Origin of the sequence: Streptomyces sp. NRRL F-5727 (genome assembly GCF_000719555.1) — a bacterium.
GTDB lineage: Bacteria > Actinomycetota > Actinomycetes > Streptomycetales > Streptomycetaceae > Streptomyces.
The window spans coordinates 18971-31873 of the sequence record NZ_JOGX01000026.1 but is presented as its reverse complement, the minus strand read 5'-3'; the positions used below and the strand labels follow the sequence as shown (position 1 = coordinate 31873).

Here is a 12903-nt window from a genome sequence, read left to right as displayed (position 1 = left end):
GTGACGTGCGCTCCTCGTACGCGTCGCACCCGAGCGCAAGGTGCACGGCGTGAGGCAGACGAAATCCCTGCCCGTCGCCGTGCAGCGCTGGGCGGAGCAGTTCACCGGGCCGGTCGTGACCGTGCACGACGCCTCGCACGACTGGCATCGCTCCCGCGTGTGGGAGCTCACCGGCAAGGGCGGGGCCCGCTGGTACGTGAAGGTCTCGCCCTCGGTGAAGTTCTTCGCCCGTGAGACCCGGGCCTACCGAGGAGTCGTTCCCGCGCTCGGGCACAGCCGGGCGCCCCGTCTCCTCGCCAGCCGCGCGGACGACTTGGCACTGCTGCTCAGCGTGGCGCCCGGTGGCCCGGCACCTGGGCTGGGACTGACCGCCACCGAGTGGCGGGCCGTGCACGCGCAGGCCGGCCTGCTGTGCGCCCGGCTCCATGACACCGGCGCGCTCGACCCCCGCGACCGCACGGAAGCCGAAGCGTCGCTGGTGGCCGCGGCCGATGGCGCGGAGAAGTACCTGGGCCGCGCTGGGGACCGGCTTACCTCGGACGAGCAGCAGCTGGTCCGCGACTACGCGGCTCAGCTCCGCCGCGTCGGACCGGTGCCGCTCGGCTACATCCACGGCGACAACCAGCCGAGGAACTGGCTGTGGTCCGAGGTGGGGCTCGCGCTCGTCGACTTCGAGCGCACCCGCCCGGCCGCCCGCGTGCAGGACCTCGTCATCCTCGCCGTCACCGAGTGGCTCGACCACCCGGACCGCGAGAGAGCGTTCCTCCAGGCATACGGGCGCGACCTCACCGGCACCGAACGGCACGCACTGCGCTGCCTGACCGCGCTGGACGCGGTCAACTGCCTGGCCTGGGGCCCGGACAACGACCATCCCGAGGTCACCGCCAGAGGCCGGCGGACCCTGGAGCGGCTCATGAAGGAGGACCGGCCGTGAGCAACGTCCATCGCAGCATCACGCACGTCATGGTCCTGCTACGCCACCCAGCCGACGGCCGGGTTCTCACCGTCCGGCACCAGCCGCGGTCGTGGCACTCCCCCGGGCTGCTCACCGTCGTCGGCGGCCGACTCGAAGCCGACGAGTTCTTCGACGAGGGCGCCGCACGCGAGCTCGCCGAGGAGACCGGTATCCTCATCACCCCGGACCGTCTCGAGTTCTGCCAGCTGGTCCACCTTCACGCCGCGGACGGGGAACGGGTGGCCGGCGTCGTCTTCCTGGCCCGGGAGTGGGAGGGCGAGCCGTACAACAGCGAGCCTGACACCCACAGCGAGCTCGTCTGGGTCGATCCCGCCAGCCCGCCCGACGACTGCCACCCTTTCACCCGCGAGATCCTCCGCTTCTTCGCCGCCGGGCACCGGTACGCCAACGTGATCGCCCCCGAGCTGGCCGTCGGGGATGAGCCCCGGTGACGGTCACCGCCGGGACCCGTAAGACGACCGCCTGGGCGACCCCGGCCTACCGGTACCTGCTCGGAAGCGAGGCCGTGACCCTGGCCGGGTCGGGGGTGAGCGCCGTCGCTCTGCCAGCGCTCGCGGTCCTGGAACTGCGCGCCACCGCCGGCCAGGTGGCGACACTCGCATTCCTCGGCCAGCTTCCCAGCACGCTCGCGCTGTGGGCCGGAGCCTTGTCAGACCGGCACGCCAAGCGTTTCCAGCTCCTCGTCTCGGACCTGGTGGCCGCCGCGGCGCTCACCACGATCCCGGCCGCCGCTCTGGCCGGAGTACTCACCATCGGCCAGCTGTACGGGGTGACGCTCGCGGTCGGCACGGCGAAGGTAGTCCGTGACGCCGCGGCGATCAGTCTCCTGCCGGCCGTCGTCGCCCCGCAGCTGCTGCACGAAGCCAACTCCCTTCTGGGTGCGGCTTCCTCGGTGGCCGACAGCGCGGGCAGCAACGTCGGAGCCGCGCTCGTGGGCGCCGTCGGCGCCGCCCGGTCACTCCTCGTCGACGCCGCCTCCTTCCTCGCCTCCGCCTGTCTGGTCTGGCGCATCCGCGCGCCTGAACCACACGCGCCCCGCGTCGGAGCCGAGAAGCAGCGCGGCCTCCACCGGGACATCGCCGCCGGCGTGCGCTACGTGATCGGGCAGCCGACGATCCGCACGGTGATCGCGGCCCTGGCCGTGCTGTCCTTCGGCCTCGCGCTGATGAACACCTTCTGGGCGTACTACCTGCTCACCGCGCTCGGTGTCTCCCCGACCGCGTTCGGGGTGATCATGGGTGCCGGAGGTATGGGCAGTCTGGCCGGTGCGCTGCTCACCTCACGGATGACGGACCGGTTCGGCGTCGGCCCGGTGATCATCACCGGGTTCGCGGTCAGCCCCCTAGCCCAGGTGCCGCTCCTTCTGGCCGGGCCCGGCCGCGGCTGGCAGATCGCCCTAGCCGCGACGCTCACCGTCCAGTTGTTCTGGGCGACGGCTGCGGGAGTCAGCCAGCGCACCCTGCGCCAGATCCTGTGCGACCCGGCCTTTCAGGGCCGGATGCAGGCGGTCAGCACCACCGTGACCGCCGGAAGCCGCCCCCTGGCCGCCGCGACCGCCGGCACACTCGCGCTCGTCCTGGACGTGCCGGCCGTCCTCGCCGTCGGCGCTCTCCTCCAGGTCGTGCCGGTCCTCCTGCTGCTGGCCTCCCCCGTACGCGCTCTGCGAGCCATGCCCGTCCTTCCTGTCCCCGCGGCCGTGCCGCCCGCCCGAGAGGGAACCTCGTGACCGCCATCGCATCAACCGCGAGCCCGACCTACTGGGAGCCACTCTGGGCCGAGGACGGCCGGCGCTACCGGCCGCTGTGCCAGGCCGAGAAACAGCTGATGGCCGAGCACCTCGGCCCCGGCGAAGGCAGCCCCGCCCTCGACATCGGCAGCGGCGACGGCGGTCTCGCCCGCCACCTCCACCACGAGCTCGGCTACCGCACGACCGGCATCGACTGCTCCCCCAGCGCCATCGCCCTCGCCGCCGCCCAGGACACCACGCCCGGACCGACGTGGCAGTGCGCGGACATCGCCACCGGCGACCTCACGACGCTCACAAACGCGGCCTACGCCCTCATCACCTGCCGCCTGGTCTACCGATGGATGGACGACAAGCCCGGCTTCCTCAGCCGTGTCCGCCGCCTCCTCGCGCCCGGCGGAACCTTCTGGGTCGTCACCGAGATCGCCGGCCGCCGCACGACCACCAACCCAGCCCTCCTCGGACTCGGCATCTCGCCCTCGGACGCCGAACTGCTCACGGCCGGCTGGTCCGTCGCGCGGACCGCCGACCTCGACGTCCTGCGCTGCTACGCCCTGCGCCCCTGATCATCCGCCCGCGAACGAAAGGAAGTACCTCGTGCCGGACGTCGAGAATGCTGGTAGTTCCGGCTATCAGAAGTTGCGCAATGGGCATGGGTCAGTGGCTGCGAGGGGCGTACATGATCACGGCCATGCCGGCGAGGCAGACCAGGGCGCCGATGACGTCGTAGCGGTCGGGGCGATAGCCGTCGGCGACCATGCCCCAGGCGATCGATCCGGCGACGAAGATGCCGCCGTAGGCGGCGAGGATGCGGCCGAAGTTGTCGTCGGATTGGAAGGTGGCTACGACCCCGTAGAGGCCGAGGGCGATGACGCCGGCGCCGATCCAGATCCAGCCTTTGTGCTCGCGGATGCCCTGCCAGACGAGCCAGGCTCCTCCGATCTCGAAGAGGGCGGCGACGGCGAACAGGGCGATGGAACGAGCGATGGTCATGGAGGGCGACTCTACCGACGGCCCGTGTCCGTGATCTTCATCAGGTTCTCGGCCTTCTGGCAGCCGCAGCTGTCCTTACCTGCGGTCTCCGGCGCGCAGGAGCAGGGGCGGCGGCGCTGGCCGAGCCACCACGTTCCGGCAGCGAGCACGGCCAGGACGACCGCGACGGCTGGCAGCCAGCCCACCATCGCCCCGGCGCCGGCGCCGACGACTCCGGCTGTGATCAGAACAGGCAGCGCGCAGCACGCCACACAGGCCAGGGCGGCCAGGCCACCGAGTGCCTTCGGGGTGCGGTGGGGACGGGGGTCAGCAGCAGGGGCCGGCATGGCGGTTCTCCTCGGCGAGGTCGGTGAAGGGGATGGGGCAGCAGGAGTTTCCGGCGCAGACGGTCAGGTCGTCGCAGCCCGCTTCGACGGCCGCGGCCAGGGCGGTGCGGATGGTGGTCAGGTCGGCGATCTTCGCGTCGACCTCGGCGAGCTTGGCCGCGGCCCGGTCCTGGAGCCCGGCGACGGGGCGGCCGTGGCGGTGGCGGCCGGCCTCCAGCAGCTCGGCGACCTCCTCCAGGGTGAACCCGAGCCGCTGGGCGGCCTTGATCACACGCAGCGTGGTCACCGCCTCCTCGTCGTACAGGCGGTGACCACCGTTGCTGCGTTCCGGCTCGGCCAGCAGGCCGCGCCGCTCGTAGTAGCGCAGGGTCTGGATGTTCACGCCGGCGGCCTCTGCGACCTGGCCGCTGCGCATGCCCGTGCTCACTGCTGCATTCCGGCGGCGCGTGCGGCGAGGGCGTCCAGCACCGCTTCTCGTGCCGGGTCCACCGCGATGTCCAGTCCGATCAGGTCTTCGCTCGGGGTGGTGGTGAAGGTGAAGAACGAGCAGCAGCCGCTCTCCCGTTCCGCCAGGTCACGTACCCGCTGCTCGATGCCCGGCCCGCCGGCCAGGTCCAGGCGGAGCCGGAGCGGCTCGGGTCTCGACACCGAGGTCAGCCGCTCGGAGAACAACGTGTCCCATTCCGCGATCCGCAGGGGCTGCTCCTCGGTGGGCAGGGTGCAGGACTGCGGCACCCACGCGATCTCGCTCATCGTGCTCACTCCCGTCGTCGCGTCCCGCCGGGTGGGGACATCTTCGACGGTAAACCTGTACCTGGGTATCGGTTGCAAGCCCGATGCTCCACGGTCTGGGCGGCCTGCGGCGCGTGACGGGGGCTTGCGGCATGGCGCCGGAGGCCCCCGAGGAGAGTGCGGAGGGTCAGCTGCAGCAGTCGCTTCCCGATCGTGCTCCGCACGCGTTCGGCTGGGCGTCGCCGGAGTGCATCTGTGTGGCGTTGGGTGCGCAGCAGCCCTTTCCCTGCCAGGCGTCGCGGCCTTCCTTGAGGGCGATGGCGGCGATGACGAGGGCGGCGATCGGGTCGGCCCAGGACCAGCCGAGGGTGGCGTTGAGGACCAGGCCGACGAGAAGGACGGCGGACAGGTAGGTGCACAGCAGGGTCTGCTTGGAGTCGGCGACCGCGCTGGCGGAGCCGAGTTCGCGGCCCGCTCGGCGTTGGGCTGCGGACAGGAAGGGCATCACGGCCAGGGACAGGGCGGCGATCACGATGCCGGGCAGGGAGCGGTCGGCCTCGCCGGTGCCGGTCAGCGCGCGGACGGCGTCGATGCCGACGTACGCGGCGAGCGCGAAGAAGGAGATGGCGATGATCCGCAAGGTGCGCTGTTCACGGGCTTCGCGGACGGCGTGGTCGCGGGCGGAGAACTGCCAGGCGACCGCGGCGGCGGAGGAGACCTCGATGACCGAGTCGAGGCCGAAGCCGATCAAAGCGGTGGAGGAGGCGAGGGTGCCGGCGGTGAGGGCGACGACAGCTTCGATGACGTTGTAGGTGATGGTCGCGGCGACGAGCAGGCGTATGCGCCGGGTGAGGATGTCGCGGCGAGCGGAGCTGGGGCCGAGGGATATCGCGGTCATTCAGCAGCAGCCCTTCTCGTCAGCGTCCGGGCAGGTCTTGTCGGCCTCGACGGCGACCACGGCAGCCCGCAGGTCGTCGAGCGCGTGGCCGAGGCGCTCGTCGGCGAGCTCGTAGCGGGTGCGCCGGCCGTCGGGCACGGCGACGACCAGGCCGCAGTCGCGCAGGCAGGCCAAGTGGTTCGACAGCCGGGTCCGGGAGATCTCCAGGGCGTCGGCGAGGTCGGCCGGGTAGGCCGGCGCCTTGCGCAGGGTGAGCAGGATGCGGCAGCGGATGGGGTCGGCGAGGGCGCGGCCGAACCGCGCCAGCACCTCGATGTCAGCGGCGAGTGTCAGCACACCACGACAGTACAGGTGATCCTGAATTCAGGGAATCATGGATTATTGGCGGTGGGTGATGTCCGCCGCGTAGGCGTGATCCTGCCCGGCGAGGCGCTGCCGCGTATCGGCGGTGCTCTGGTGGATGCCGAGCAGGCGGCTGACAACGACCGCTGGCAGCTCGGAGGCGAGTTCGATCAGGGCGGTGTTGCGGGCCATCCGAGAGTGGATGCCGAGCAGCCGGAGGCGTTTGGCGAGCCGGCCCGAGCTGAGGTGCTGGGCGGGGAAGCGGCTGGGGAACAGCCACCGCTCTGCGGCGGTATCCCTGGCTATCGCCTCGGCGTGGAGCGTACGGAGGTAGCCGTCCAGGGGCGGGGGCATGTGGTCCAGCCCTCCAGCATCGCGTCGAACACGGCATCCTCAGGGTGCAGCAGCGTCACGCCGATCAGCAGCACCAGCCGGGCGGAGCCCTCGCTCAAGTCCGTCGTCGTCACGCAGCCTCTTCCGCAGAGTGCGCGAATCATGCATCAGATGAACGATCCACAGCAAGAGTGCAGGTCAGGAGCCTGCCTCGTTCGTCCCCAGGAGGTACGTTGATGCCGCAGGTCCCCAGCTCAGACGCCCCGGGTTCACGCATCGGATGCAATTCCCCGGAGTCATCCATCGGCGAGATCTGGGCCCTCTACGGCCGCCATCAGCTCAGCCGGACCTTCGACCTGCCGGAACTGGACGGCTGGGCCTGGGACATCCCCCAGGCCGACCTTGGCATCGACGTGTTCGGTGATGTGGCCGGCCTTCGCATCCTGGACCTGGGAGCCGGGGTCGGCCGGCACGCCGCACGCCTCGCAGCGCTCGGCGCCGACGTCACCGCCGTCGACGCCTCCCCTACGCAGCACCAGCGCGCCCTCGACCGCTACCCCGACACACCCGGCCTGCGCCTGGTGTGCGCCGACGCCGTCGGCCACCTACGGGAAGCCGACCCCTACGATCTGATCTACTCCGTCAGCGGCGTGCCCTTCGTGGATCCGCACCGCCTTCTGCCCGCCCTGGCCAACAGCCTCAGGCCCGGTGGCCGGCTTCTGTTCAGCGCGCTGCACACGAACTCGAACGGCGACGGTCCCTCCGACTCCGTCACAGCCCGCCCCGAAATCCTGCGGCTCCCTGGCACGGACGTTGAACACCAGATGCACATGTGGGTTCTCGAACCGCGGCTGTGGGAGGACCTCCTCGTCGACCACGGCCTTGTCATGGAGACGGTCACGACGATCGACTCCCCGCAGCCCGACCAGCCCCTGTCGTACCGGCTATACGCAGCTCGCCGCCCGGAACGGATCCGCAGCCGGCCCCGGACGCCGGCGCCGCCCGCGCCCCACGCAGCGCTGGGGGTCGGCATCATCGTGCACGGCCCGGACGGCGTCCTGCTGGGGCGCCACCGGCTCGGCACGTGGGAAGTTCCCGGCGGATCGCTGGAGCCGGGCGAGACGTTCGCCGAGGCCGTGGTCCGAGAGCTCGCCGAGGAAACCGGCCTGATCGCGCAGCCCGGCGACGTGCAGGTGCTCGGCACGCTTCTCGACCATGTGGGCGGCGTCCTGCGGCTCACGGTGCCCGCGCTGATCACCCGCTGGTCCGGCACACCACAGGAGTTGGAGAAAACCATCGGGTCGTGGCGGTTCTGGAGCCTCGACGCGCTGCCCCAGCCCCTCTTCGTGCCAAGCAGCCAGTGCCTGACGGCGTGGAGGCAGGAACTCCCCCTCGACCACCCGCCCGCCGACTTCCAGCCCTACAACACCCCCTCGCCTAGCCCGGTGGCCATCACCTCAGGAACGGAGCACCGTCATGACCCAACCGTCGCGTCCTTCACTTCTCGCCGTCTTCGGCCACCCAGACGACGAAGCGCTGCTGGCAGGAGGCGTCCTGGCGCAGCACGCCGCCGCGGGAGCGAACACGGCCGTCGTCACCGCGACGTGGGCCTCCGGTACCCGTAGAGCCACGGAGCTGGCCGATGCGTTGACCGTTCTCGGCGCCGGGCAACCGCGGATGCTCGGCTACGCCGATGCGCGCGTCCCCGAGTCGGCCCCCGGCCGGCCGCGCCTGTGCGACACGCCGATCGACGAGCTAGCCGAGGCGATCGTCGCCCACATCAGAGCGGTACGCCCGCAGATCCTGATCACCCACGACGCGTACGGTCAGCTGACCGGGCATCCCGATCACGTCCGCACCCACCAGGCGGCCCTCCTCGCCTTCCACGCCGCCGGACTCGAACACCGTTACCCGGACGCGGGACCGCCCTGGCGCCCCCAGGCCCTGTACGCGGCCACGCACCCGCACTCGCGTGCCGGCACTCTGAGCGCGCTCATGAAGCGGGTCGGCAAAACGACACTGAGCGTCCCAGACGAGCAGGTCACCACGGCGGTCGACGTGGGCAGCCATCTCGACCAGAAGTGGCGGGCCATCCTCGCCCACAGGAGCCAGGTGACCAGGGAACGCCCCCTGCCCGGCATCCTCTCCCGCCTCGCGCCCGTCGACCGCGAACCACTCATCCGGACCGAGTACTTCACCCGCCTCTCACCCGACCACATGCCCGGCATGCGGCCGAACCTAGCCATCTGACGATCACAATGACCACGAACCGAATCAGTGTCGCGCTACGCGCACCGGACCCAATCTCGCAGGCCGGAGTGACGAGTCAGTTACGAACCCGCCCCGAGATCACCATCGCCGACTGGAACGAGAACGCCGACCCGGCGCCCGAGGTCGTCGTGCTCGTTGTGGACACCGTCGACGAGGACGTCCTGCAGCTGCTGCGTCGCATCCGGCGCACCAGCCCGGCCCGTCCCGTCCTCGTGACGACGGGCATCGACGAACAGAAGCTCGTGAGCGCGGCGGAGTGCGGGGTCGCCGGGGTGATCCGGCGCGCGGAGGCGACCCCCGAGCACCTGGTGCACGTCATCGGCACGGTCGCGAAGGGCGCCGGACACCTACCCTCCGACCTGGTGGGGCGCCTCCTGGAGGAGGTCGGCCGGCTCCAGGGGCAGGTCCTCGGCCCGCGCGGACTGCACTTCACCGGCCTCGCGGCGCGCGAGGTGGACGTACTGCGCCTGGTGGCGGAGGGGTACGACACGGCAGACATCGCCGCGAAGCTCTCGTACTCCGAGCGGACCATCAAGAACGTGCTGCACGCGGTGATCACCCGCCTGCAGCTGCGCAACCGGTCGCACGCGGTGGCGTACGCGATGCGGCAGGGACTCATATGACCCAGCCCACCATGACGCACGCCAGCGCTCCCGTTGGCGAACGCTTCCCCTGCAGAGACCAAGGAGTTCCGTTGTGAGCACTGTCCCGTGGCAAACCATCGGCCGACTGGCCGAGCTCTTCACCCGCCTCGACACCGCGCGCGGGATCCCCGCCGAGCAGCAGTGGACCTTGCAGGTCCTCAAACTCACCGAGGAGGTAGGCGAGTCGGCCCAAGCCGTGATCGGCGCCTGGGCCACCAACCCCCGGAAGGGGCAAAGCCACACCTGGGGCCATGTCCAGGAAGAGGTCGCCGATTCCGCGATCACCAGCCTGGTCTCCTTGCACCGGATGCTGGGTGACCAAGCGCCGGCCTTCTTCGAAGCAGTGCTCGTCCGGAAGGCCGCGAGGTTCCTCGACTTGGACGATGACGCCAGCGTGCCGCCTCTCGAAGGGGCGTGAGCAGCTCACGAGGGTCGTCGATGATCTGGGCCTTGCCGATGGTGCCGTGGGCGTGGCGGACGTAGCCGCGCAGCGTGCGGGCCAGGACGGAGGCGAGCACAGACGGCTCCTTCGGGTGGCGCCGGCCGGGGCCGGGAGTCCTGCCCCGGCCGGCGGTGACAGACTGCCGGGAACGACGGTAGAGGTGAGGGAAGTTGATGGTGGTCGAGAGCAGGACCCCGACGGTCTTCCTGCTGGTGGGACTCACCGGATCGGGGAAGACGACCTACGCCCAGCGGGTGCTGGAGCCTCAAGGGGCGGTGCGGCTGTCGGTCGACGAAGTGGTCTTCGAGCGGCACGGCCGGTACGGCGTCGATTACCTGGAGAACACGTACTTCTCCAAGGAGGCTCCGGTCGTCGCCGAGCTGCACGAGCGGCTGGCCAAGCTGGTCGCGGAGGGCCGGGATGTGGTGTGGGACCACGGGCTGTGGCCGCGCAAGGACCGCGAGGGCATGAAGGCTCTGGTGGAGTCGGCCGGCGGGCGGTGGCGACTGATGTACTTCCCCGTGGCCCATGACGAGCTGCTGCGCCGGCTGGCGGAACGTAACGAGAGGGCGGACGCGAACGCGCTCGTCGTGACGCCGGAGGCGCTGGACGACTTCTTCGTGCGGTTCGAGGAGCCTCAGGGCGAGGGCGAGGAGATCGTGGAGCCGGGCTCGTTCTGAGGCGTCGGCGGGTGCCAGGCGGTGGTGATCATGGCTGCTTCGGCGGCCTGCCCCATCTCCCGCAGCGCCGTCCAGCACGATCTCGACGCCCCCTTCGACTGGGCCGATGACAGCACCTTCGACATCGTCCTGGTGGCCCTGGTCATCCACTACGTGCACGACCGCGTCGCCACCCTGGCCGAGCTCCGCCGCCTTCTCCGCCCCGGCGGACGAATCATCGTCTCCAGCAGCCACCCCACCGCCGACTGGATCGCCGCCGGCGGCAGCTACTTCGAAGCAGGTCACGTGGAAGAAACCTGGTCGGGTGGCATGACGCACCGCTACTGGCGACAGCCCCTCCAGGCATGGCTCGACGACTTCGCCTCCGCCGGCCTCGCCCTCGAACGGCTCGTCGAGCACCAGCCGGCGCTCTCGATGGCCCACGAGCACCCGACGACGTACGGCAAACTGGCCCGCGAGCCCGGCTTCATCGCCTATCGGCTCGCCGCGTCAATCCCCGCCAGCGCTTAGCCCATCACCTTCGCGAAGGATCTGTCGTGCCTAACCGACCCACGCTCCTGGTCATCAGCGGCCCGCCCGGCACGGGGAAGAGCACGCTCGCCCGCGTCCTCGCAGAACACCTCGGCTGCCCGGCGGTCATCCGCGATGAGATCAAGCAGGGCATGGTCCTCAACGCCGTCCCGTCACCGGACGGGACCGATAACCTCAACTTCCCAGCTCGCGACGCGTTCTTCGACACGATCACCGTGCTCCTGAAGGCCGGCGTGACCGTCGTCGCGGAGTCCGCTTTTCAGGACCGCCTGTGGCGTCCCGGCCTGGAACCCCTTACCGAGATCGCCTCGATCCGTGTCATCCGCTGCACGACACCCACAGGAACGATCGTCCAGCGCATCACCCAGCGAACCGAGGACGACGCACACCGCGCGGCCCACGCCGATCACAGCCTCCTGGCAGAAATCGCCGCAGGTACGTACGTCCCCGACGGCTTCGTCGGCATCTCCCTCGACCTGCCCACCCTCCTCGTTGACACCTCCGACGGCTACATCCCCGGTATCAAAGAGATCATCGCCTTCGCCCAGCCCCCCAAGGGGCGATAGACCACGAGAAGGGCCTACTGGTCGTCGCAGAATGCCACGGTGCTGTGCCAGGCCAACGACCGCGGGGACCTACTCCCCATGCAGTCGGGACCGGCCTGAGCCGCTCCCATGGAAGCGGATCCCTGCGGCCGTCCTCTGGCTCTACACCGAGGGCCACGCGTATTCGCTGTAGAGGAGACCGGTGGCGATGTTCCGCAGCGCGACCGCGAGGTAGGGCGCCATCGGTTCAGGCAAGGCCGCTATCTTGTGCCAGGTCCAGTCCTCGCACTTGTCCGGTTCGGGGTTGCCGATCTCGCCGTGCCACCGGTCTGTCTCGAAGAAGAACGCGATCCGCTGGTCACCAGCGTGCGTCGATACGTGGTGCATCAGGTGCACGAACCGGACGTCGGCCGGGTCGACGGCGGCGCCGGTCTCCTCGGCGAATTCGCGGGCAGCCGCCACAGCAGCGGGCTCACCCTCTTCCAAGAGTCCGGCCGGCACCTGGAACATGCCCGGGAATACGCGCTGCGCCTCCACGCGGCGACTCATCAGGAGCTCGTCCCCCCGGCGGACGAGCAGATGCACGTCCGCGTAGTGCGCGGCGTAGGAACGGCCCGGCGGGGTGGTCTTCTGCGGCATCAACTTCCCTTCCTGTCCTGCAAGGTAGCGATCCAGGGGTGTGGCCCGTACACGACAGAAAGTGCCTCGCCCAGCCACGCCCGCGCCTCGTGGTCGAGGTGAGGTAGGACCTCGGTGAAGTCCTGCTCATCCTTCGGCCGGGGAGCCTTCGCCTTGTAGAACAGCTGAACCTCCGGCGCCAGGAACGGCGTACCGTCAGCGGCTGTTAACCCGAGTCGCTTCACAGGTCGGCGGACCCGGGCGTCGCGGCGGGACACCCAGGTCTCGCCGTCGGCCTCATCAAGCATCACCTGGATCCGCCACGGCGCACCCGGACCGGGCCGGCACCACACGTCGTGCACGCTGACCGGCAGCAGCTCTCCGGACAGCCACCGGCGCAAAGAGCCCGGCGGGTCCGCAGCCCACCACTCCCATCCGGCGAGGACCTCTTGAACCGCGAGCTGGTCTTGGCGCAGCAGCAGGACGTCAACGTCGTCGTGCTCCCGAAACGGTCGGCCCACAGCAAGTTCCACGGCGTAGCCGCCCGCAACCCACCAGCGGCGGGGCGTCTTCGAGAACAAGGTGACGACTTCGGCTAAGTCGGCGGGCTCCCAATCCCGCCCGGCTTGTTCCTCCCGCTTCACCGCGCCCTTCCCCTACAGCGAGCTCCATCGTGGACGCCGAACCCTACCGCTCGGCCACGGAGGACACGCCAAACTCCTGCAAGCCCCGCGGAAGCTGGTCGCCGGGGTGTTCAGAGGCAGGACGGCGGCGACGGGCTCCTCCAGGCGCGCGGTGCGGGTCGCACCCAGTGACTCTGCCACGGCT

At 70.3% G+C, this 12903-nt stretch carries 20 protein-coding genes; 11 read left to right on the top strand and 9 right to left on the bottom strand.

Annotation, left to right across the window (positions count from 1 at the left end; genetic code table 11):
* Positions 1-49: 49 nt before the first annotated feature.
* Genes IF73_RS0119035 through IF73_RS0119020 form a run of 4 tightly spaced genes read left to right on the top strand, consistent with a single transcriptional unit; the run spans position 50 to position 3286 of the window.
* Entirely contained in the window at positions 50-934 is an 885-nt protein-coding gene (locus IF73_RS0119035; protein ID WP_037879680.1) for a phosphotransferase, read from the top strand.
* Positions 931-1407 (top strand): NUDIX domain-containing protein, encoded by a 477-nt coding sequence (locus tag IF73_RS0119030; RefSeq protein WP_031009504.1) that lies wholly within the window; start codon positions 931-933, stop codon positions 1405-1407. Before IF73_RS0119035 ends, IF73_RS0119030 begins: the two co-directional genes overlap by 4 nt.
* The gene (locus IF73_RS0119025) at positions 1404-2702 is read left to right on the top strand and encodes an MFS transporter (RefSeq protein WP_031009503.1); all 1299 of its coding nucleotides are present in this window, start codon (positions 1404-1406) and stop codon (positions 2700-2702) included. Before IF73_RS0119030 ends, IF73_RS0119025 begins: the two co-directional genes overlap by 4 nt.
* A complete protein-coding gene (locus IF73_RS0119020) occupies positions 2699-3286 on the top strand; it encodes a class I SAM-dependent methyltransferase (RefSeq protein WP_031009501.1) in 588 nt (195 codons plus the stop codon). The genes IF73_RS0119025 and IF73_RS0119020 overlap by 4 nt, the downstream gene beginning before the upstream one ends.
* Positions 3287-3377: 91 nt before the next feature.
* On the opposite strand, the gene IF73_RS0119015 is transcribed toward IF73_RS0119020, so the two are convergent.
* The 7 genes from IF73_RS0119015 to IF73_RS0118985 form a co-directional block, all read right to left on the bottom strand.
* A complete protein-coding gene (locus tag IF73_RS0119015; protein WP_031009500.1) occupies positions 3378-3713 on the bottom strand; it encodes a YnfA family protein in 336 nt (111 codons plus the stop codon).
* An 11-nt stretch (positions 3714-3724) separates the two neighbouring features.
* Entirely contained in the window at positions 3725-4039 is a 315-nt protein-coding gene (locus tag IF73_RS41055) for a hypothetical protein (RefSeq protein WP_158822048.1), read from the bottom strand.
* On the bottom strand, positions 4020-4454 hold the full coding sequence (locus IF73_RS0119005) for a MerR family transcriptional regulator (protein ID WP_234338272.1): 435 nt from the start codon (positions 4452-4454) through the stop codon (positions 4020-4022). The genes IF73_RS41055 and IF73_RS0119005 overlap by 20 nt, the downstream gene beginning before the upstream one ends.
* An 8-nt stretch (positions 4455-4462) precedes the next feature.
* Entirely contained in the window at positions 4463-4792 is a 330-nt protein-coding gene (locus IF73_RS0119000) for a hypothetical protein (protein ID WP_031009496.1), read from the bottom strand.
* A 166-nt stretch (positions 4793-4958) separates the two neighbouring features.
* Positions 4959-5669, bottom strand: coding sequence for a cation transporter (locus tag IF73_RS0118995; RefSeq protein ID WP_031009494.1), 711 nt, complete (start codon positions 5667-5669; stop codon positions 4959-4961).
* The gene (locus tag IF73_RS0118990; RefSeq protein WP_031009492.1) at positions 5670-6005 is read right to left on the bottom strand and encodes an ArsR/SmtB family transcription factor; all 336 of its coding nucleotides are present in this window, start codon (positions 6003-6005) and stop codon (positions 5670-5672) included. It lies immediately after the preceding gene.
* 42 nt (positions 6006-6047) lie between these two features.
* A complete protein-coding gene (locus tag IF73_RS0118985) occupies positions 6048-6365 on the bottom strand; it encodes a hypothetical protein (RefSeq protein WP_051716986.1) in 318 nt (105 codons plus the stop codon).
* Between the two features lie 215 nt (positions 6366-6580).
* Between IF73_RS0118985 and IF73_RS42735 the strand changes: the two genes are divergently transcribed.
* The 7 genes from IF73_RS42735 to IF73_RS0118950 all read left to right on the top strand — a co-directional run bounded on the left by IF73_RS42735 (position 6581) and on the right by IF73_RS0118950 (position 11478).
* Complete coding sequence (locus IF73_RS42735) at positions 6581-7969, top strand: bifunctional class I SAM-dependent methyltransferase/NUDIX hydrolase (protein WP_078868131.1); 1389 nt, start codon at positions 6581-6583, stop codon at positions 7967-7969.
* The gene (locus IF73_RS0118975; protein ID WP_234338278.1) at positions 7881-8594 is read left to right on the top strand and encodes a PIG-L deacetylase family protein; all 714 of its coding nucleotides are present in this window, start codon (positions 7881-7883) and stop codon (positions 8592-8594) included. The genes IF73_RS42735 and IF73_RS0118975 overlap by 89 nt, the downstream gene beginning before the upstream one ends.
* Positions 8595-8662: 68 nt before the next feature.
* Positions 8663-9238 carry a helix-turn-helix transcriptional regulator gene (locus IF73_RS0118970; RefSeq protein ID WP_234338271.1) on the top strand — a complete coding sequence of 192 codons (576 nt, stop codon included), beginning with the start codon at positions 8663-8665 and terminating at the stop codon, positions 9236-9238.
* Positions 9239-9311: 73 nt separating this feature from the next.
* Positions 9312-9677, top strand: a complete 366-nt coding sequence (locus IF73_RS0118965) for a MazG-like family protein (RefSeq protein ID WP_031009485.1) — start codon at positions 9312-9314, stop codon at positions 9675-9677.
* Between the two features lie 197 nt (positions 9678-9874).
* Positions 9875-10381 (top strand): AAA family ATPase, encoded by a 507-nt coding sequence (locus IF73_RS0118960; protein ID WP_031009483.1) that lies wholly within the window; start codon positions 9875-9877, stop codon positions 10379-10381.
* A gap of 30 nt (positions 10382-10411) precedes the next feature.
* Positions 10412-10891 (top strand): class I SAM-dependent methyltransferase, encoded by a 480-nt coding sequence (locus IF73_RS0118955; protein WP_078868145.1) that lies wholly within the window; start codon positions 10412-10414, stop codon positions 10889-10891.
* 26 nt (positions 10892-10917) lie between these two features.
* The gene (locus IF73_RS0118950; protein ID WP_031009478.1) at positions 10918-11478 is read left to right on the top strand and encodes an AAA family ATPase; all 561 of its coding nucleotides are present in this window, start codon (positions 10918-10920) and stop codon (positions 11476-11478) included.
* A gap of 141 nt (positions 11479-11619) precedes the next feature.
* Here IF73_RS0118950 and IF73_RS0118945 read toward each other — a convergent pair whose 3' ends face one another.
* Positions 11620-12096, bottom strand: a complete 477-nt coding sequence (locus IF73_RS0118945) for an NUDIX domain-containing protein (RefSeq protein ID WP_051716982.1) — start codon at positions 12094-12096, stop codon at positions 11620-11622.
* The gene (locus IF73_RS0118940; protein ID WP_031009474.1) at positions 12096-12719 is read right to left on the bottom strand and encodes a nucleotidyltransferase domain-containing protein; all 624 of its coding nucleotides are present in this window, start codon (positions 12717-12719) and stop codon (positions 12096-12098) included. Before IF73_RS0118940 ends, IF73_RS0118945 begins: the two co-directional genes overlap by 1 nt.
* Positions 12720-12903: the final 184 nt, after the last annotated feature.